Source organism: Micromonospora sp. NPDC023869, from assembly GCF_055559695.1.
Genome location: NZ_JBVHKD010000016.1, coordinates 65,993 through 85,384, shown reverse-complemented (window position 1 = coordinate 85,384; position 19,392 = coordinate 65,993). Strand labels below are relative to the sequence as shown.

Genomic DNA, 19,392 nt, shown 5'->3' with positions numbered 1-19,392 from the left:
CACCGGCGGCCCGCACCGGTGGCCGAGGACGACCGGCCGGTCAGAGCGCCACGATCGCTGCCGTCTCCGCCGGTAGTTCGATGCGGTCGCGTTGCACCGTGACGCCCTCCCCGGTGGCCAGCAGCACTCGGCGGGCCACCCCGGGCAGGGTCACCCGCTGTGGCTTGTCCGCGAGGTTCGCCGCCACCAGGCAGCCACCACGCCGCATCACCAGGAACCGGTCGCCGTGGCGGACGTCGATGGCGAACAGGTGCGGGTCGGACAGCTCGGGGCGGGACTTGCGCAACGCGATCAGGCGGCGGTGGAACTCGTACATCTGTCGGTGTTCGGGTTTGTCCAGCTCGGCCCAGTCCAACCGGGAGCGGACGAAGGTCTGCCGGTCCTGCGGGTCGGGGACGTCGCCGGGCGGCCAGCCGTGGGCGGCGAACTCGCTGCGCCGGCCGGTGACCACGGCAGCCGCCAACTCGGGCTCCGGGTGCGACGTGAAGAACTGCCAGGGGGTGGAGGCCGCCCACTCCTCCCCCATGAACAGCATCGGCGTGAACGGGGCGGTCATCAGCAGCGTCGCGCCGACCCGCAGCAGCGCCGGGGAGAGCGTCGCCGAGAGGCGATCACCAACCGCGCGGTTGCCGATCTGGTCGTGGTTCTGCAGGTACGCGACGAAGCGGTGGCCGGGGGTGCGCGGGTCGACCGGGCGGCCGTGCTGGCGGTGGCGGAAGCTGGACCAGGTGCCGGTGTGGAAGAACGCGCCGGTGAGCACCTCGGCGAGGCACTCCATGGTGCCGAAGTCGCCGTAGTAGCCCTGCCGTTCGCCGGTGAGCAGGGTGTGCAGGGCGTGGTGGGCGTCGTCGTTCCACTGGGCGTGCAGGCCGTAGCCGCCGGCCTCGCGGGGGCTGACCAGCCGGGGGTCGTTGAGGTCGGACTCGGCGATCAGGGAGAGCGGGCGGCCCAGGTGCACCGAGAGCGACTCGACCTCGACGGCGATCTCCTCCAGCAGGTGCACCGCGCGGGAGTCGGGCATCGCGTGCACGGCGTCCAGGCGCAGGCCGTCGACGTGGTAATCGCGCAGCCACATCAGGACGCTGTCGGTGATGAAGCGGCGTACGCCGTCGGAGTGCGGGCCGTCCAGGTTGACCGCCTGGCCCCAGGGGGTGTCCCGGTCGCTGAGATACGGCGCGAACATCGGCGCGTAGGCCCCGGAGGGCCCGAAATGGTTGTAGACGACGTCGAGGATCACCCCCAGCCCCTTGGCGTGGGCGGCGTCGACAAGCCGTTTGAGGCCGTCCGGGCCACCGTACGGTTCGTGCGGGGCGAACCAGCAGACGCCGTCGTACCCCCAGTTGTGCTCGCCGTTGAAGGCGTTGACCGGCAGCAGCTCGATCATGTCGACGCCGAGGTCGACCAGATGGTCGAGCTTGCCGATCGCGGCGTCGAAGGTGCCTTCCGGGGTGAACGTGCCGACGTGCAGTTCGTAGAGGACGCTGCCGGGCAGTTGCCGCCCGGTCCAGGCGTTGTCGGTCCAGTCGAACGTGGCGTGGTCGTAGCGGCGGCTCGGGCCGTGCACCCCGGCGGGCTGCCACCGCGAGCGGGGGTCCGGCAGCGCCCGGTCGTCGTCGTCGAGCAGGAACGCGTAGTCGTCGCCGGCGTCGGGCACCTCGACCCGCCACCAGCCGCCCCGGGAGGCGCGCATCTCGTGGTCGGCGGCGCCCGGCAGGCGCAGTCGGACCCGGGACGCCTCCGGTGCCCAGACGGTGAACTCGGTCATGACGCCTTCCCGGAGCCTTCGAGGGGAGCGAGCAGCGCGACGGGATAGGTGGTGAGCAGGTCGGCCAGACGGACCTGACCGTCACTGTAGACCCGCCCGGTGAACTGGCACGACATCTCTTTAACAGGCAGTGACAGGGTGGTGTCGCGCCAGCCGCCGCCCGACGCCAGGCCCAGCGGCAGCCGGGTGGCGACGGCGAGCGCGCCGCCCCGGTCGAAGGCGACGGCGTGCCGGGCGGCCGGGCCGTGCACGACGACCGGCTGGTAGTCGCCGAACAGCTCCGGGCGGTCGCGACGCAGCCGCAGGGTGCGGGACACCACGAGCAGCTTGGCCGCGCCGGTCTCGTCCACCGCCGGCTGCCAGCCGGCATCGAGCCGGGCCAGCAGCTCCCGGCGTACGTCGAAGTCGACCGGGCGGCGGTTGTCCGGGTCGACCAGGGAGTCGTCCCACAGCTCGGTGCCCTGGTAGGTGTCCGGCACCCCGGGCATGGCGAGCTGCACCAGCTTCTGCCCGAGCGAGTTGGACCAGCCGGGCGGGGTGATCTCGGCGGCGAACGCGGCGATCGAGGCGTGCACCGCGGGATCGTCGTACATGGCGTCGACCAGGGCGTGCATCGCCTGCTCGAAGGCCGGGTCGGGGTCGGTCCAACCGGTCGAGGCGGCGGCCTCCCGGGCGGCCTTCTCGGCGTACGCGTGCATCCGCTCGCGCGCGATCGGCCAGGCGCCGACGACGGTCTGCCAGAGCAGGTGGGCCAGCGCGGCGTCCGGCAGCGGCACGGCGGACGTCCAGGCGGTGACCTGCTCGGCCCAGCGGCGCGGCAGCTCGGCGAGGACGGCCAGGCGGGCGCGGACGTCCTCGCCGCGTTTGGTGTCGTGGGTCGACAGCGTGGTCATGCTCGCCGGCCAGCGTTCGTGCCGGGCGGCGGCGAAGCGGTGGAACCGGCCGGGCAGGGTGCCGAAGTGGGCGGGGCTGCCGCCGACCTCGTTGAGCGCGACGAAACGGGTCCACCGGTAGTAGGCGGTGTCCTCGACGCCCTTGGCCATCACCGCGCCGGTGAACTGCGGGAAGCGGCGGGCCAGCTCGTCGTCGGGGTCGCGCAGCCGCCGGGTCACCGCGTCCAGCGCACCGGTCAGGTCGGTGCGGCGACGGCCGGCCTCGGCGCGGGCGTTGGCCAGGTGTCGGGCCCCGTCGGGCGGGTAGCCCCGGTAGACCGGGAACGCGGCGGCCAACTCGGCCAGGGCGGCGCGCGCCGCGTCCGGCTCCACGTCGGGGGCGAGTGCGGCCAGCCGGGCCAGCTCGGTGGCGAGCAGCCGGGTGGCGGCGCCGAGTTTCGTGTCGTGGGTCAGGTCGGCCCAGGAGGTGGCCCGGCCGACCAGCCGGGTGTCCAGGGCGGTGAAGTCGGCCTCGGCGTCGCTGTCGACGAAGAGTCCACCGACGGCGTGGAGGGCGTCGTAGCCGGTGGTGCCCTCCACCGGCCAGGAGGGCAGTTCCTCGCCGTACTCCAGGATCTTCTCCACCACCAGCCACGCGTCGGGGGCGGCCTCGCGCAGCCGCGCCAGGTAGCCGCCGGGGTCGCGCAGCCCGTCGGGGTGGTCCACCCGGATGCCGTCGACCTCGCCGGCCGCCACCCAGGCCAGGATCAGCTCGTGGGTGGCGGCGAACACCTCCGGGTCCTCCACCCGCAGCCCGGCCAGGGTGGCGATCGAGAAGAACCGGCGGTACGTCAGCTCGGCGTCCCCGCGTCGCCAGGAGACCAGCTCGTAGTGCTGCCGGTCGTGCACCTCGCCGGGACTGCCGTCGTCGGTGCCGTCGGCGATCGGGAAGCGGTGCTCGTGGTAGCGCAGCTCGCCGTCGGCGATCTTCAGGTCGGCCAGCGCGTCGGGGTCGTCGGCGAGCACCGGCAGCAGCAGTCGGTCGCGCGTCCAGTCGATGTCGAACCAGCGGGCGTACGCCGAGTCGCGTCCCCGGCGCAGCACGTCCCACCAGGCCGGGTTGGCGGCCGGTACGGCGACTCCGGCGTGGTTGGGCACGATGTCCACGACCAGGCCGAGCCCGGCCGCGCGCAGTGCCCGCAGCAGGCGCTGCCGGGCGGGCTCGCCGCCGAGCTCCGGGTTGACCCTGCGGTGGTCGACGACATCATAGCCGTGCGCGCTGCCCGGCGCGGCGGCCAGCAGCGGCGCGCTGTAGAGGTGGGTGACGCCGAGGTCGGCGAGGTAGTCGGCGAGGCCGGCGGTGGCGTCCAGGTCGAAGCCCGGGCTCACCTGCACCCTGTAGGTCGCCCCGACGGGGGTCACGGTCATGGTCAGTCCACCCTCTCCAGCACCACCAGCGAGCGGTCCGGTACGCAGACCGAATCGCCGGTCTCCACGGTGGTGCCCTTGTCCTGGTCGGGTTCGGCGGTGCTGATCACGAGCTTCCAGCGCTGGCCGAACTCGGCCGGCGGCGGGGTGAAGTCCAGTGGCGCGTCGTGGGCGTTGAAGCAGAGCCAGAACGAGGCGTCGTGGTGGCGCTGGCCGTACTGGCCGCGTTCCCGGATGCCCTCACCGTTGACGAACAGCGCCACCGAGCGGCCGAAGTCGTTGCCCCAGTCCTCGCCGGTCATCTCCCGCCCGTCCGGGGTGTACCAGGCCAGGTCGGGCAGGGGCTCGTCGACCCCGCGACCGTGCACCGGCAGGCCGGTGAAGAAGCGACGGCGCTGGAACACCTGGTGCTGACGCCGGAACTGGACCAGCCGGCGGGTGAAGTCGAGCAGGTCGCTGTCGATCGCGTCCCAGTCGACCCAGGCCAGTTCGCTGTCCTGGCAGTACGCGTTGTTGTTGCCCCGTTGGGTGCGGCCCAGTTCGTCGCCGTGGCCGATCATCGGTACGCCCTGGGAGAGCAGCAGGGTGGCGATGAAGTTGCGTTGCTGCTTGGCGCGCAGCGCGCGTACGCCCGGGTCGTCGGTGTCGCCCTCGACGCCGCAGTTCCAGGAGCGGTTGTGGCTCTCGCCGTCGCGGTTCTCCTCGCCGTTGGCCTCGTTGTGCTTGTCGTTGTAGGAGACCAGGTCGGCCAGGGTGAAACCGTCGTGGCAGGTGACGAAGTTGATGCTGTGGAAGGGGCGGCGGCCGTCGTCCTGGTAGAGGTCGGCGGAGCCGGAGATCCGGGAGGCGAACTCGGCGAGGGTGGCCGGCTCGCCGCGCCAGAAGTCGCGGACGGTGTCGCGGTACTTGCCGTTCCACTCGGTCCACTGCGGCGGGAAGTTGCCGACCTGGTAGCCGCCGGGGCCGACATCCCACGGCTCGGCGATCAGCTTGACCCGGCTCACCACCGGGTCCTGCTGCACCACCTCGAAGAAGGTGGAGAGCCGGTCGACCTCGTAGAACTCGCGGGCCAGGGTGGCCGCCAGGTCGAACCGGAAGCCGTCGACGTGCATCTCGGTGACCCAGTACCGCAGCGAATCCATGATCAGTTGCAGCGAGTGCGGGCTGCGGACGTTGAGGCTGTTGCCAGTGCCGGTGTAGTCGACGTAGTACTGCCGGTTCTCCTCCGACAGGCGGTAGTAGCTGGGGTTGTCGACGCCCTTGAAGCTGAGCGCCGGGCCGAGGTGGTTGCCCTCGGCGGTGTGGTTGTAGACCACGTCGAGGATGACCTCGATGCCGGCCGCGTGCAGCGCCTTGACCATGCCCCGGAACTCCTGCACCTGCTGGCCCAGGTGGCCCAGCGCAGAGTAGGCGTGGTGCGGGGCGAAGAAGCCGATGGTGTTGTAGCCCCAGTAGTTGCGCAGTCCCATGTCGGCCAGGCGGTGGTCGTTGACGAACTGGTGCACCGGCATCAGCTCGATGGCGGTGATGCCGAGCCGGGTCAGGTGCTCGATCATCGGCGGCGAGGCGATGCCCGCGTACGTGCCGCGCAACTCCTCGGGGATGCCGGGCAGCCGCATGGTCAGCCCGCGCACGTGCGCCTCGTAGATCACCGAGCGGTGGTACGGGATGCGCGGCGGGGCGTCGTTACCCCAGTCGAAGTACGGGTTCACCACCACGGACTTGGGCATGAACGGCGCCGAGTCGGTGACGTTCATCCGGTCCGGGTCGCCGTGCTCGTAGTCGTAGACCGCCGGGTCCCACTGCACGTCCCCGTCGATCGCCTTGGCGTACGGGTCGATGAGCAGCTTGTGCGGGTTGCAGCGCAGCCCGTTCGCCGGCTCGTACGGGCCGTGCACGCGGTAGCCGTACCGCTGGCCGGGCCCGATCCCCGGGATGTACGCGTGCCAGACGTACGCGTCCACCTCGCGCAGTTCCACCCGACGTTCGTGTCCGACGTCCCACTCGTCGAAGAGGCACAGCTCGATCTTGTCCGCCACCTCGGAGAAGATCGCGAAGTTGGTGCCCATCCCGTCGTACGTGGCCCCGAGGGGGTACCGCTCGCCCGGCCAGACCTGCATGTCGCTCCTTCGGCCACGTGTCACGGGCGCGCGCCCGCGCCCGTAGCGCACCCGTCCGGGGGAGCCCGGCCGAGGCGCGCGGCGGTAATGCCCCGCACGGTCCGCCACCAATCCATCCGATCGGGTGAATGCCCGGTATCCAGCCGACTCATGCGAGATGAACCCTTGCGGTGCCCTCCGTCACTGTGACCGTTCTCAAGGTGCGTTATCGGCCATCATGCCGTTTCCTTGTTACCGGGCAAGTTCTCGCGTGCCCGAAATCCGACGCTGTTCCCCCGCCGCCACCGATGCCGGCGCATTCTCTGCTGCACGGACGGAGACTCTTGTGACGACCCTGCGGATCGGCGGGCGTTCCGCCACCGCCACGGACCGAATCCACCGGCCCACCCTCACCTCGCGACCCCAGATCCCGGCCCAGCCCGGTCCGGCCACCCCGCCGCGCACCCACCGCATCCTGATGCTGTCGTGGGAGTTCCCGCCGGTGCTCGTGGGCGGCCTGGGCCGGCACGTGCACGCGCTCTCGGTGGCCCTGGCCGCCGCCGGCCACGAGGTCACCGTCGTCACACGTCACTGCGAGGGCGCTCCGCTGGAGGAGTACGTCGACGGCGTCCGCGTCGTCCGCGCCGCCGAGGACCCGGTGGCCTTCCCGCTGGCCACCGAGAGCCTGCTCGCCTGGACGATGGCCTTCAACCACACGCTGACCCGGGCCGCGCTGCGTGCCGCCTCCTCCGGCGGCTACGACGTCATCCACGCGCACGACTGGCTGGTCGCGCACGCCGCGATGACCCTGCGCGACCACCTGGACCTGCCGCTGGTCAGCACCATCCACGCCACCGAGGCGGGCCGGCACCAGGGCTGGCTGCCCGAGGAGATGAACCGCACCATCCACGGCGTCGAGCACTGGCTCAGCACCGAGTCGACCCGGGTGGTCGTCTGCTCCGGATACATGCGCGAGGAGGTCAGCGCCCTGTTCGGGGTGCCGACCGACCGCGTCGACGTGGTGCCCAACGGGGTGGAGCCGCACCGCTGGCGGGTGTCGGCGAGCGCGGTGGCGCAGGCTCGGGCCCGGTTCGCCGGGGACGGCCCGCTGGTCACCTTCGCCGGACGGCTGGTCTACGAGAAGGGCGTACAGCACCTGCTCGCCGGCCTGCCCAAGCTGCGCGAACGGCACCCCGGGCTGCGCGCGGTGATCGTCGGCGACGGGCCGTACCGTGGCGAGCTGGAGGCCGACGTGCACCGGCTCGGCCTGGGCGGCATGGTCAGCCTGCCCGGCTTCCTCGGCGGCACCGACCTGCCGGCGGTGATGGCCGCCTCGGACTGCTTCGCGGTGCCCAGCATCTACGAGCCGTTCGGCATGGTGGCGCTGGAGGGTGCCGCCGCCGGTGCCCCACTCGCGGTCGCCGAGACCGGCGGGCTTGCCGAGATCGTCGAGCCCGGCGTCACCGGCATGACGTTCCGGCCGCACGACCCGGACGCGCTGACCGACGCGGTGCACGCGGTGCTCTCCGACCAGGAGCGCGCCCGGGCGCTGGCCCGTCGCGCCCGTGCCATGGTGCACGAGCAGTACGGCTGGGCGGCCATCGCCAGCCGCACCGGCTCGGCGTACGCGGCGGCCATCGCCCAGGCCCCGAACGTCGCCGCCGAACGCGCCGCGCAGCTCATGGCGCACGGTCGGTCGCGCCCGGTGGTCCCGGAGGGCAACCTGCTGGCCGCCGCCGGCCTACGCTGACCCACACCCGCGCCGTCGCACGACACGGCCCTGGCTCCCGCCGCACGCGGGCGCCAGGGCCGTCACCGTCTCCGGCACCGTTCGGGTCGCGTGGCGGAAGTGCCGCGTGGCGGAAGTGCCGCGTGGCGGAAGTGCCGCGTGGCGGGAGTGCCGCGTGGGCACTGCCCGGGTGATGCGACCGCCGCAGATGCCGCCACCGACCGGGACGTGGCCAGCCCGGCGGTCGGTGGCGGCGGAAGAGGTACTCCTTCGCCGCGCCTGTCGAGCTGACGGCGAGAACGGATCGCCGACGCCGTGCAGGTCCGCTCGACCGGCTGGTGGACGAGGCCGACGGATGCTCGACCCCGGCCGCGAACGGAGGCCGCCCAGATGCTCGACCCAGGCCGCGAACGCACGGACGGGTCAGCTCGACAGGCGTCGAGGGTGGTCGACCACCGCGACGGCGAGCAGCCCCCAGTGCACCGACCTGGCGGCGACGCGCGGATGACAACTCCGACCAAGCCGGACCAAACGAGTGCGTGTCGGCCTGCGCCGGGTGGCGGCCAGACCCGTTCGGCCAGAGGTTTTTGTCGTTACGATCTTGTATCTGCACTGGTCACCGCTACTTAACATCCGACAGACTCGCAGGGATTCGGGGAAGGCCCCCGCCTACGCGAGGTCGAGGAGGGTGTGCGTGCGGGTGCTCCTGGTGGAAGACGACCTACGCGTGTCGGCGGGTCTCTCCGCCGCACTGCGGCGGCGGGGGCACGAGGTCGTGCAGGCGCTGACGGCCGCCGAGGCGGTCGAGGCGGAGCCGGTGGACCTCATCCTGCTCGACATGAACCTGCCGGACCGCGACGGCCTGGAGGTGTGCCGGCGGATCCGCCAGCACAACGAGGGGGTCGCCATCATCGCCGTGACGGCGCGCGCCGAGGAGCACGACCGGGTGGCCGGGCTGCGTGCCGGGGCGGACGACTACGTGGTCAAGCCCTTCTCGATGGTCGAGTTGCAGGCCCGGATCGAGGCGGTGATGCGGCGGACCACGCGGACCGCCCGGCCGGCGACGTTGGTGCAGGTGGGAACGCTGCGCATCGACGTGGACGCCCGGCGGGTCTGGGTGGCCGACCGGGAGGTCGGCCTGTCCCGCAAGGAGTTCGACCTGCTGCTGGCGCTGGCCCGGCAGGCGGGCACCGTGGTGCCCCGGGACCGGTTGCAGTTGGAGGTCTGGCAGACCACCTGGGCGACCCGGCACAACCTCGACGTCCACGTGGCCGCGCTGCGCGCCAAGCTCGACGACGCCGGACTGGTCGAAACCGTACGCGGTGTCGGTTATCGCCTCCGGGCCGGCTGAGCGTCGGCTCAGGTCCGGGAGCGCGCGAACCTCAAGGCATCCTCAAGAATCCCTGCTCGCAGCCCCGTCGTCGGCCGTCTGCGGGTGTGCTGTCGGTATCCAAGCCCTCCCTCCTGTTTGGAGAACCCCCCTTGAGATACAGACGGACAACGGCCGGTGTCTTCTCCACACTTCTCGTCGCGGTACTCGCGGCGACCGCCCAGCCCGTCCCGGCGTACGGGCAGCTGCCCGCCACGGCCCTGACGCAGGCGGAACCGAACCAGGTCCAGGGCCTGACGGTCGTCCAGAGCGACGGGTACGCCACGCTGGCCTGGACCCACGTCGACGGCGCCACCGACTACCAGATCGAGCGCACCGCTCTCGCGGAGGACGGGACCCCCTCCGCTAACGGTGTGATCGTCGGTGTCTGGCGGCCCAACCGTCAGATCAACAACTCCGAGCCCACCTTCGCCGACGCCGGCTTCGTGCCGGGCAACCGGTTCCAGTGGCGGGTACGCGCCCGCTTCGGCACCGAGGCGCAGCCGTACTCGGCGGCCGTCAGCGGCGCCACCAAGGCGCACTGGGGCGACCCGAACGTCCCCGGCCAGAACCTGCGTACGCAGTGGGAGAACACCCTCGGCGCGCAGTACACCAGCGACGTCAACGAGTACGCCTACACGGCGGCCATCGACGAGCTGAGCGAGCGGGTCCGCGTCGTGGAGCTCGGCCGCACCATCAACAACCGGCCGATCAACATGTTCGTCATCGGCTACCCCACCCCGCCGGCGACCCCGGAGGCCGTGGCCGCGACGAACCCGCTGCTGCTCAACTGCAACGTGCACGGCAACGAGCCGGGTGACCGCGAGGCCTGCTTCATCATGGCCCGCCAGCTGGCCTTCACCGACGACCCGGCCACCCTCGACCGGCTGTCGAAGACCACCATGCTGATCCTGCCGACGATCAACGGCGACGGTCGGGCCGCCAACAGCCGGGGCAACTCCACCGGCCAGGACCTGAACCGGGACTACTCGCTGATCCGCCAGCCGGAGACGCAGACCTTCGTGGAGATGATCCGCGACTACCGCCCGATCGCCAGCTACGACGGTCACGAGTACGGCAACGCCAACACCGGTGACCTGCCGATGCTGCCGCCGCGGCACGCCAACGTGGCGCAGGGGATCTTCGACGAGTCGCAGAACATGATCGAGGGTCACATGTACACCCAGGGCGCCAAGGACGGCTGGTGGGCCTGCCCGTACGGGTGCACCGGGGCCAGCGTCGGCCTGGGTGAGGAGACCATCCTCCGGAACACTCTGGGTCTGAAGAACGTGGTCAACTCCCTGCTGGAGCTGCGCAGCTCGGGCGGCCCGACCCGGCCGGACGAGACCAACACGGCCAACAACCGTCGCCGCAAGACCTACTCGGCGCTGTGGACGTTCAACCAGTTCCTGGCCTACCACCAGGCGAGCGCCAACAACCTCACCAGTGCCCGGGCCGAGGCGATCAAGTTCCAGTCGGCGAACACCGGCCGGATCGTCTTCCGCGGCTCCCGCCCGATCGAGGCGCACCCCGCCCCGCACCCGGGTGACACCCCGCCGCCGGTCGACGCCCCCACGCCGGCTCGGATCCTGGAGCAGGCGCCGTGCGCGTACAAGCTCACGGAGGCGCAGTACAACGGTGCCCGCACCGACGGTCCCGCCGGCCGGCAGACCACCGTGGCCCAGCGGCTCGCCGCGCACGGCTGGAAGGTGATCAAGGTCGCCGACGGGTACGTCGTGCCGCTGTCCCAGCCCGAGCGGGGTCTGGTGCCGCTGCTGCTCGACGAGCAGGCCGTGGAAGGCCTGGTCGTCGGCGAGCGGATCGCCGCCACCGTGACCGGCACCCGTAACGGTCCGCTGACCGTCTCCGGGGTGACCTGCGTGGCCGACGCCACCCTCCGTGGTCCGATCAAGGTCCAGCCGGGTGCCGCGCTGATCGTCAACGGCAGCTCGATCAACGGGCCGGTGGACGCCAGCGGTGCGGCCGGGTTCGTCCTGACCGCCAGCACGGTGCACGGACCGGTCAACGCCACCGGCGTCCGTGGCCCGGTGGTCCTGGTCGGCAACCGCACCAACGGCCCGGTCAACGTGGTCAACAACACCGGTGACGCTCCGCTGGTCGCCGGCAACACCGTGAACGGCCCGCTGTCCTGCTCCGGCAACACCGCCACGCCGGTCAGCCTGGAGGTCGTCAACTCGGTGAGCGGTCCGAAGTCCGGCCAGTGCACGCGCCTGTGACCTGCTGAACCTCGACCGACCGACGTACCGGCAGGCCGGATCCGCGCCCGGCCTGCCGGTACCCCCCTCTCACCTACGCACGTGGAGGCAACCGTGACCGACACCCTCAGGCCCTCGACGACGGACCTGCGACGGGCCCGACGGCGCGCGGTCCCGGTCGCCGGTGTGGCCCTGGCCGCGCTGCTCGCGGTCGCCGGCTGCACCGGCGGCGCGGATCGCGACGCCGACGCGGCGGACGCCGGGACGCCCGTCGCCGTCGCCGTGACCGGCCCGCTCTGCGAGCAACTGCCGGCGGGCACCGAACCCGGCAACCCGGGCTCGCTGGCCGGCCAGCCCGCCGACCAGGCCCTCCAGTGGATTCCCGTGCTGACCACCTTCGAGGCGGCGGTCCGGGCCACCGGTCTGGGCGGCGAACTGGCCGGCGTGACCGTGCTGGCCCCCACCGACGACGCCTTCTCGGCGAAGTTCTCCCGGACCAACCTCGACGAGCTGCTGCTGCACGACGTCGACGACCTGCGGGACCTGCTGCGCGAGCACGTGGTGACCGGGCCGATGTCGGCCTCCGAACTGGTCGCCGCCGGCACCGTGCGCACCCTCGCCGACACCGAACTCACCGTCACCGGACAGGGCGAGGCCGCCCGGTTCGGCGACGAGGCGCAGACCGTCTGTGCGGACTACCAGGCCGCCGGCACCCGGATCCATGTCATCAACCGGGTCCTCGGCTCGCTGCCCACCACGGCGGGCGAGGACGACGACGGCCACCCGGCGCACTGACCGTTCGCGCGCGTCGTGGATGTAAGCAAGGGTCCCTTCCTAACGCCTACGGCATAGGAAGGGACCCTTGCTAACCTCAGCGCTTCTCGAAGGGGAGGTAGTCCCGCTCGACAGAACCGGTGTAGACCTGCCGCGGTCGGCCGATCTTGGTCTCCGGGTCGTTGATCATCTCGCGCCACTGCGCGATCCAGCCCGGCAGCCGGCCCAGCGCGAACAGCACCGTGAACATCTTGGTCGGGAAGCCCATCGCCTTGTAGATGAGCCCGGTGTAGAAGTCCACGTTCGGGTAGAGCCGGCGGTCGACGAAGAAGTCGTCGGCGAGCGCGATCTCCTCCAACTGCATGGCGATGTCCAGCAGCGGGTCCGGCTTGGCCATCCGGCCGAGCACGTCCTGCGCCGCCTTCTTCACGATCGCGGCACGCGGGTCGTAGTTCTTGTAGACCCGGTGGCCGAAGCCCATCAGCTTGACGCCGTCCTGCTTGTCCTTGACCTTGCGGACGAAGGACTGCACGTCACCGCCCTCGGCCTGGATGCGCTCCAGCATCTCCAGCACCGCCTGGTTCGCGCCGCCGTGCAGCGGGCCGAACAGCGCGTTCACGCCGGCCGAGACCGAGGCGAAGAGGTTGGCGTTGCTGGAGCCGACCAGCCGCACGGTCGACGTGGAGCAGTTCTGCTCGTGGTCGGCGTGCAGGATGAACAGCATGTCCAGCACGCGGGCCATCACCGGGTCGACCTCGTACGGCTCCGCCGGCACGCCGAACGTCATCCGCAGGAAGTTCTCCACGTAGCCCAGCGAGTTGTCCGGGTACAGCAGCGGCTGCCCGATCGACTTCTTGTAGGCGTACGAGGCGATGGTGGGCACCTTCGCCATCAGCCGGACCGTGGACATCTCCACGTGCTCGGCGTCGAACGGGTCCAGACTGTCCTGGTAGAAGGTGGAGATGGCGCTGACGGCCGAGGAGAGTACGGCCATCGGGTGCGCGTCCCGGGGGAACCCGTCGAAGAACCGACGCATCTCCTCGTGCAGCAGCGAGTGCCGCCGGATGCGTTCGGTGAACTCGGTGAGCTGCTCGGTGGAAGGCAGCTCACCGTAGATCAGGAGGTACGAGACCTCCAGGAAGGAGCTCTTCTCGGCCAACTGCTCGATGGGGTAGCCACGGTAGCGCAGGATGCCCGCATCGCCGTCGATATAGGTGATCGCGGACGAACAGGCGGCGGTATTGACGAAACCGGGATCGTAGGTCGTCATCCCGGTTTCCTTCAGCAGCTTGCCCACGCCGACCCCGGCGGGGCCCTCGACCGCGGAATGTACCGGCATCGACAGCTGCCCGCCGGGGTGATCGAGCTTGACTTCCGTCATGTGGTTCCTCGCTTCGCCGGCAGATCTACGTTGAATTGCCTTCGCTTCTACCGTAATTGCGGTTGCGGCGACACCGCCTGCCGTGGTTCGGCGGTGAGGTATGCGTCACCCGATTCCCGACCACAGCGCTGGGAAACCCCGACGACGAGGACATACAGGCACGAAGAAAGCACGAAGAGTGTCGGTACGCGACGGGTGCGGAACTGTCCGAGCGCTCAGTCACGCACTCGGCGCGGGGCGACGGCCAGGTCGCGTGCGGGCGCGTCGGCGGCGTCGGCTGACTGCCGACCGGACAGCCCTCGCGACGTCACGTGACGGTCAGCCGACGCAGGTCGCCGGCGGCATCGACCAGGTACAGGTCGAGCCGGTTGGCGCCGGGACGGAACAGCTTGTCGTCGGCGAGCAGTGCGGCGAAACGGCGACCGCCCTGGTCTGGGGCCACCACCGGCACCACGGCCGCGACCACGCCGTTCACCGCCACCGCCAGCGAGGTGCCGTCGGCGACCTGGTCGGGCACCGTTCCCCAGACCATCGCCGGCAGCCGGCCGTCGTCCGGGTCGACGGCCCGGAAGGCGTCCTGCCCGCCGACGATCGCGGTGCCGCCGGGCGGCGCGTTGCCCACGGTGGTGCCGACCAGCGGGTGCGGTGCCGGCGACGGCAGCGCGGCGGGCACGCCGCCGCTGATCGGCATGGGCTGTGACGGCCGGTCGTAGAAGACCTTGCCCGGATCGGTACGCGGCGTCTGCCGGGCCGAGCGGCCGTCGACCCGCCACGGCAGCCGGATGGCCGCCTCGTCGGCGATGGTCGGCAGCAGGTCGACGTGTTCCCAGTTGCGGTCGTCCACCTGCCCGGCGCGCTGCCCCGGCGTCCGGACGAACGTCGGCACCCAGGCCACCTGATCGGGCGCGGCCCGGATGGCGTCCTCGCCCCGGCCCTGCACCCCCTCGGTGAAGCTGACGCCGTGGTCGGCGGTGACCACCACCAGCGCCCGGTCCCACAGCCCGCTGGCGCGCAGCGTACGGATCGTCTCGCCGATCAGCCGGTCGGTGTAGCCGAGCTGCGCCAGGTGCCGCTGCCGGGCCAGGTCCACCCACCCCCGCCCCTCGTTCGGGAAGTCCTCGGGCGCCTCGTAGCGGGCGCCGGACGGCAGGTACGCCCACGGGCTGTGCGGCATCAGCAGGTGCAGGAAGTGCAGCGTGGGCCGGGTCGACGGGGTGAGGCCGTTGAGGAAGCTGGTGAACCGGGCCGGCTGGTTGACGTTGAGGCTGTCCCAGCGGAACTTCGGGTCACTCGGCACCGGCTCGGCGGCGTCGATGCCCGCCTCCTCGGCGGTGCGTTCCCGGTACGAGTCCTCCGGGTCGATCCGGCTGTCGTGCGGGGCGGTGATCTGCCGGGCCAGCGCGCCGGTCTCCCGGACCAGCACCCCGATCCCCTGTTCCGGGGTGACCGGCTGCTCGCAGCGGCTGGGCGGGCAGAGCCGGGTGATGCTCTCCTCGGCCCGGATGTCGTACAACCCGGCGAAGGCGGTGAAGAGGTTGTCCGGGTAGTGCGAGTAGTGCGGGGCGTACGGCTGGGCCGGGTAGCGCCCGGTCAGCATGGCCGGCAGCGCGTACGGCGTCCAGCCGCTGACCCCGGTCGAGTTGCGGTACCAGGTGGACCCGGCGGCCAGCTCGGCGAAGTGCGGGAAGCGGGCCGCGTCGATGTTGCCCTCCGCGTCGAGCAGCGACACCAGCGGCAACTCGTCCAGCACCAGCATGACCACCGGCGGGTGTCGGTCCCCGGTGGCCGTACCGGCCGCGCCGCCGTCGCCCCGGGGCAGCACCACCGGCCCGGTCGGCGAGGCGAACACGAACAGCCCGACGAAGATCAGCGGCCCCACGGCGGCCACCCGTAGCACCCGCCCCGGCGTCCGCCACCGCCGGTGGACGAGCGCCGCCCCGACCCCGGCCACCGCCGCCACCAGCAGCAGCGGTACGCCCCGTAGCGGCGTGACGTGCCGACCCACCTGCACCGCCAGCGCGCCGACCAGCAGGCCGAGCAGCAGCGTGTGCGTCGCGGCCCGGGTGAGCCGGCCGGCCAGCCCGGACAGCAGGCCGAGCAACCCGAGCGCGACGGTGGGCACCACCGCGACGAGGGCGACCAGCAATAGGATCTCGCCCCGGTCGGCGCGGTGGAACAGGAAGAAGTCCGGACTGCGGCCGAGGACGTCCAGCAGCGGCTGGGTGACCGCCAGCCCGACCAGCGCGGTCACCTCCAGCACCCGGCCGCCCTCGGTCCGCCAGCCGCCCCAGCCCCACGACCACGTGCCCCGTACCCACCGGCGCTCCGCCTGCCCGGCCCCGACCCCGTCGGCGTCCGTCCCGTCCGCGCGGGTCATGTCGGCGCGGGTCGCGTCGGTGGGTCGGTCAGCCACCCAGGGCCACCCGGTAGAGGGTGCGGGTGCCCGAGGGCAGCTCCAGCCGGTCCTCGACGGTGCCGTGCGCGGCGAGCAGCGCCTCGAAGGCGTCCCGCCGGTAGTCGGGGAAGAGACCGTCGGGCTTGTTCGCCAGCAGCCGGGCGGCCATCGGGTCGTCGGGGTGGACGAACTCCACCACCAGCCGGCCGCCCCGGGCGGCGTACCCGGCCAGGCAGCCGACCACCTCGGGCAGCGGCACGTTGCGTCCGATGGCCAGGTGGTGCACCAGGGCCAGGGCGAGCACGGTGTCCGCCTCGGCGCGGGCGGCGAACGAGGCGCGCTCCACGCCGCGCCACCCGCCGCCGGGCGACGGGTCGGCGAGGTCCATCACCAACGGCAGGATGCGCCGTTCCCCCTCGTCGCGCAGCGTCCGGTAGAGCCGGTCGAGCACCGCCGGGTCCTGCTCGACAGCGACGACGTAGTCGGCGTGCCGGGCGGCGAGGCGGGCGTACCGGCCGTCGTTGGCGCCCAGGTCGAGCACCAGGCACGGCCGGGCGGCGCAGGTCAGCGCGGCGGTGACGAACCGTTCCTTGCCGGCCCGGTCGTCGCCGGAGTAGCCGCAGGTGCGCTGGTAGTCCACCCAGTGGGTGGCGGTGGGCCGGTGGTCGAGGCGGCGGACCAGCTTCTCGATGCCCCGCACGGTGGCCAGGGCCAGTTCCCGGGTGTAGCCGGCGGCGCGCAACTGGGCGCGGACGTCGGCGGTGCTGGTGTCGGCGCTGCGCCGCTGCACGCTGCCGTGCAGGTGCACATGGGTCGGTACACCCGGCAGCAGCCGCCGTACGCCCCGGAACAGCGGGACCATCTGCTCCGGCTCGATGCCGTCGATCCGGGCCCGCAGCCAGGGCCGGAAGTCCATCCCCAGGTGGGCGCCGAGCATCAGCGGATAGAGCAGCGTCTGGCAGAACTGCCGGTAGCCGGCCCACGGTTCGCCGTCGCGCAGCGGGGCGAAGGACCCGATGTCGATGAAGACCGGCTCCACGCCGCGCCACTGGAGGTTGTACGCCGAGCCGTCCTTGGTGGTGAAGCCGGCCGGCAGGGCCGCCCGGAGGATCTCCAGGTGCAGCAGGGCCGCGTCGCGCAGCATGGCGAAGGACCACTCGTACGGGTGGGAGACGAACGGGATGCGCTCGTGCCGCAGCACCGCCGCCCACGCCGGGTGTTCCGTGCCGGTCGGGTCCGCCGTGCCGACCGGCACGGCGGAGGGCGGCACCTGCGCGCCCGCCGGCAGCTCCTCGGTGCCGCAGACCTTGCCGGCGGCGAGCAGGGGCGGGAAGAAGGTGCTGCCCGCGAGCGCCCGCCAGTGCTGGGTCGCGGTCTCGTCCAGCGCCCGCAGCACGTCGTCACCGGCGTGGAAGACCCGGTTGGCCGGGTCGCGGAAGGAGCCGGGCTCGGACCGCAGCTCGACGCCGGACGAGGCCGGCCGGGTGGACCGGCCGAGGTCGGGGATCGCCATGCCGGCGGGTCAGTTCTGGTCGGTGGGCTGGCGGCGGAACCGGTCGACGAGTCTGCGCCAGTAGAGTTTGGCCGCCACCGCGACGCCGGCGACGCCGCCGACCACCGCCTGCACGATCAGGCTGCCGGATCCCGCGTCCAGGTAGGCCAGGTGCTCCACCGACCGCTCCTTCCCCTCGCCGTCCTCGTCGTTGATCCGGCACACAATTCACGTTTCGCACGTTTTGCCGGACTCCTGCCACCGTACGCGGATTGCCGCTGCCTGTCGGGCACAACCGAGTACTTCCCCGCGTTCGATTCCGCCCGCCCGCACCCGCGCCGCACCGCCCGCTCCCCCGCCAGCCGGCGTGGAGGTGAGCAGGGGTCCCCTGCTATGCACGAGGCGTTAGCAGGGGACCCCTGCTTACCTGCCGTCGGCGGCGAGGTGCGGGAGACGGACGGTGAAGACGGTCCGACCGGGGCGGGTGTCCAGGGTGACCGTCCCGTGGTGGGCCTCCACCACGGCGGCGACGATGGCCAGGCCGAGGCCGGTGCTGCCGTGGGCCCGGGAACGGGAGCTGTCCCCCCGGGCGAACCGCTCGAACACCTCGGGACGCAGCTCGGGCGGTACGCCCGGCCCGTCGTCGGCGACGCGGAGTTCGGCGACGCCGTCGGCCAGCCGCAGTCCGGTGGTGACGGTGCTGCCGGGCGGCGTGTGCACCCGCGCGTTGGCCAGCAGGTTCGCCAGCACCTGGTGCAGCCGGGCCGGGTCGCCGGACACCCGGACGACGGTGTCGGGCAGGTCGAGCTGCCAACGGTGTTCCGGGCCGGCCACGTGCGCGTCGCTGACCGCGTCCACGACCAGCGCGGTGAGGTCGACCGGTTCGACGGCCAGCGGTCGGCCCGAGTCGAGCCGGGCCAGCAGCAGCAGGTCGTCCACGAGCCGGGTCATCCGGGTGCTCTCCGACTCGACGCGGCGCAGCGCGTGGGCCACGTCGGGCGGGACCTGGTCGCGACCCCGGCGGGCCACCTCCGCGTACCCGCGGATCGCGGCCAGCGGGGTACGCAGCTCGTGGCTGGCGTCGGCGACGAACTGGCGTACCCGGGTCTCGCTGGCCTGCCGGGCGGCGAGCGCGGCGGCGACGTGCCCGAGCATCCGGTTGAGCGCGGACCCCACCTGACCGACCTCGGTGCGCGGGTCGGTGTCGGCGACCGGCACCCGTTCGGAGAGGGCCACCTCGCCCCGGTCCAGCGGCAGTTCGCTGACGTGGGCGGCGGTGGCGGCGACCCGACGCAGCGGACGCAGCGTGGCCCGCACGATCAGCGCCCCGGCGGTGCCGGCGACCAGCAGCCCGGCCGCGGTGACACCGGCCTGCGCGGCGACCATCCACCAGACGGTCTCCCGCACCCCGGACAGCGGCACCGCGAGCACCCGGACGGTCCCGGTGGCCGACGGGCGGGCCACCAGCCGGTAGCCGCCCCGGTCGCCCAGGTCGACGCTGCGGGGGCGACCGTCGGCGGGCACCCGGGCCAGCGCCGAGACCTCCTCGACCGGCACCTCCCGCTCCTGGCGGTCGACGAGCGTCCACGCCTCGGTGACCCGGCCGTCGACGATCCGCGCGCTGACCGTGCCGGACGGGAAGCCGCGCGGGACCCGCACGTCGCCGTTCCACGGCCCGCCGCCCGGCCCGGGCTCCCACGGCACGCCGGGACGGCCGCCGGGCATGGACTGCAACTGCTGGTCCACCCGGGAGATCAGGAACTGCCGCAGCGCCACCGTGGTCAGGCCGCCGATGGCCAGGCTGACCACGGCCAGCAGCGCGACCAGCGTGACCACCAGGCGGGTACGCAGCGACCAGCCGGCCAGCCAGCG

12 protein-coding genes are annotated in these 19,392 nt (G+C 72.4%); 4 read left to right on the top strand and 8 right to left on the bottom strand.

All coding sequences use genetic code 11. The features are described 5' to 3' along the window. Window positions 1-40: 40 nt before the first annotated feature. The 3 genes from treZ to glgX are packed head-to-tail and all read right to left on the bottom strand — an operon-like array spanning window position 41 to window position 6,185. Window positions 41-1,765, bottom strand: a complete 1,725-nt coding sequence (treZ, locus tag ACZ31C_RS29730) for a malto-oligosyltrehalose trehalohydrolase (protein ID WP_465798095.1) — start codon at window positions 1,763-1,765, stop codon at window positions 41-43. Next, the gene (gene treY, locus ACZ31C_RS29725; protein WP_465798094.1) at window positions 1,762-4,065 is read right to left on the bottom strand and encodes a malto-oligosyltrehalose synthase; all 2,304 of its coding nucleotides are present in this window, start codon (window positions 4,063-4,065) and stop codon (window positions 1,762-1,764) included. The genes treZ and treY overlap by 4 nt, the downstream gene beginning before the upstream one ends. Before the next feature lie 2 nt (window positions 4,066-4,067). Beyond that, entirely contained in the window at window positions 4,068-6,185 is a 2,118-nt protein-coding gene (gene glgX / locus ACZ31C_RS29720) for a glycogen debranching protein GlgX (RefSeq protein ID WP_465798093.1), read from the bottom strand. 325 nt (window positions 6,186-6,510) lie between these two features. Here glgX and ACZ31C_RS29715 point away from each other — a divergent pair, with 325 nt between their 5' ends. From ACZ31C_RS29715 to ACZ31C_RS29700, 4 genes are all read left to right on the top strand, one after another. Beyond that, window positions 6,511-7,914 carry a glycosyltransferase family 4 protein gene (locus ACZ31C_RS29715; protein ID WP_465798092.1) on the top strand — a complete coding sequence of 468 codons (1,404 nt, stop codon included), beginning with the start codon at window positions 6,511-6,513 and terminating at the stop codon, window positions 7,912-7,914. Between the two features lie 673 nt (window positions 7,915-8,587). After that, a complete protein-coding gene (locus ACZ31C_RS29710; protein ID WP_396747662.1) occupies window positions 8,588-9,244 on the top strand; it encodes a response regulator transcription factor in 657 nt (218 codons plus the stop codon). A 131-nt stretch (window positions 9,245-9,375) separates the two neighbouring features. Beyond that, window positions 9,376-11,499 carry a M14 family zinc carboxypeptidase gene (locus ACZ31C_RS29705; protein WP_465798091.1) on the top strand — a complete coding sequence of 708 codons (2,124 nt, stop codon included), beginning with the start codon at window positions 9,376-9,378 and terminating at the stop codon, window positions 11,497-11,499. Between the two features lie 93 nt (window positions 11,500-11,592). Then, entirely contained in the window at window positions 11,593-12,273 is a 681-nt protein-coding gene (locus tag ACZ31C_RS29700) for a fasciclin domain-containing protein (RefSeq protein WP_465798090.1), read from the top strand. A 76-nt stretch (window positions 12,274-12,349) separates the two neighbouring features. Here the strand turns inward: ACZ31C_RS29700 and ACZ31C_RS29695 are convergent, their stop codons facing one another. The 5 genes from ACZ31C_RS29695 to ACZ31C_RS29675 form a co-directional block, all read right to left on the bottom strand. Continuing rightward, window positions 12,350-13,633, bottom strand: a complete 1,284-nt coding sequence (locus tag ACZ31C_RS29695; protein WP_465798089.1) for a citrate synthase — start codon at window positions 13,631-13,633, stop codon at window positions 12,350-12,352. Between the two features lie 307 nt (window positions 13,634-13,940). Then, window positions 13,941-16,010 (bottom strand): sulfatase-like hydrolase/transferase, encoded by a 2,070-nt coding sequence (locus ACZ31C_RS29690; protein ID WP_465798127.1) that lies wholly within the window; start codon window positions 16,008-16,010, stop codon window positions 13,941-13,943. A gap of 28 nt (window positions 16,011-16,038) precedes the next feature. Next, on the bottom strand, window positions 16,039-17,541 hold the full coding sequence (locus tag ACZ31C_RS29685) for a class I SAM-dependent methyltransferase (protein ID WP_465798088.1): 1,503 nt from the start codon (window positions 17,539-17,541) through the stop codon (window positions 16,039-16,041). 9 nt (window positions 17,542-17,550) lie between these two features. Further along, on the bottom strand, window positions 17,551-17,700 hold the full coding sequence (locus ACZ31C_RS29680; protein WP_191088694.1) for a hypothetical protein: 150 nt from the start codon (window positions 17,698-17,700) through the stop codon (window positions 17,551-17,553). A gap of 243 nt (window positions 17,701-17,943) precedes the next feature. Continuing rightward, window positions 17,944-19,386, bottom strand: coding sequence for a sensor histidine kinase (locus tag ACZ31C_RS29675; RefSeq protein ID WP_465798126.1), 1,443 nt, complete (start codon window positions 19,384-19,386; stop codon window positions 17,944-17,946). Between the last annotated feature and the right edge of the window lie 6 nt (window positions 19,387-19,392).

Coding starts and splice junctions, on each gene's coding strand:
- treZ (WP_465798095.1), bottom strand. CDS start 1,765: ATGACCGAGTTCACCGTCTGGGCACCGGAGGCGTCCCGGGTCCGACTG.
- treY (WP_465798094.1), bottom strand. CDS start 4,065: ATGACCGTGACCCCCGTCGGGGCGACCTACAGGGTGCAGGTGAGCCCG.
- glgX (WP_465798093.1), bottom strand. CDS start 6,185: ATGCAGGTCTGGCCGGGCGAGCGGTACCCCCTCGGGGCCACGTACGAC.
- ACZ31C_RS29695 (WP_465798089.1), bottom strand. CDS start 13,633: ATGACGGAAGTCAAGCTCGATCACCCCGGCGGGCAGCTGTCGATGCCG.
- ACZ31C_RS29690 (WP_465798127.1), bottom strand. CDS start 16,010: ATGACCCGCGCGGACGGGACGGACGCCGACGGGGTCGGGGCCGGGCAG.
- ACZ31C_RS29685 (WP_465798088.1), bottom strand. CDS start 17,541: ATGGCGATCCCCGACCTCGGCCGGTCCACCCGGCCGGCCTCGTCCGGC.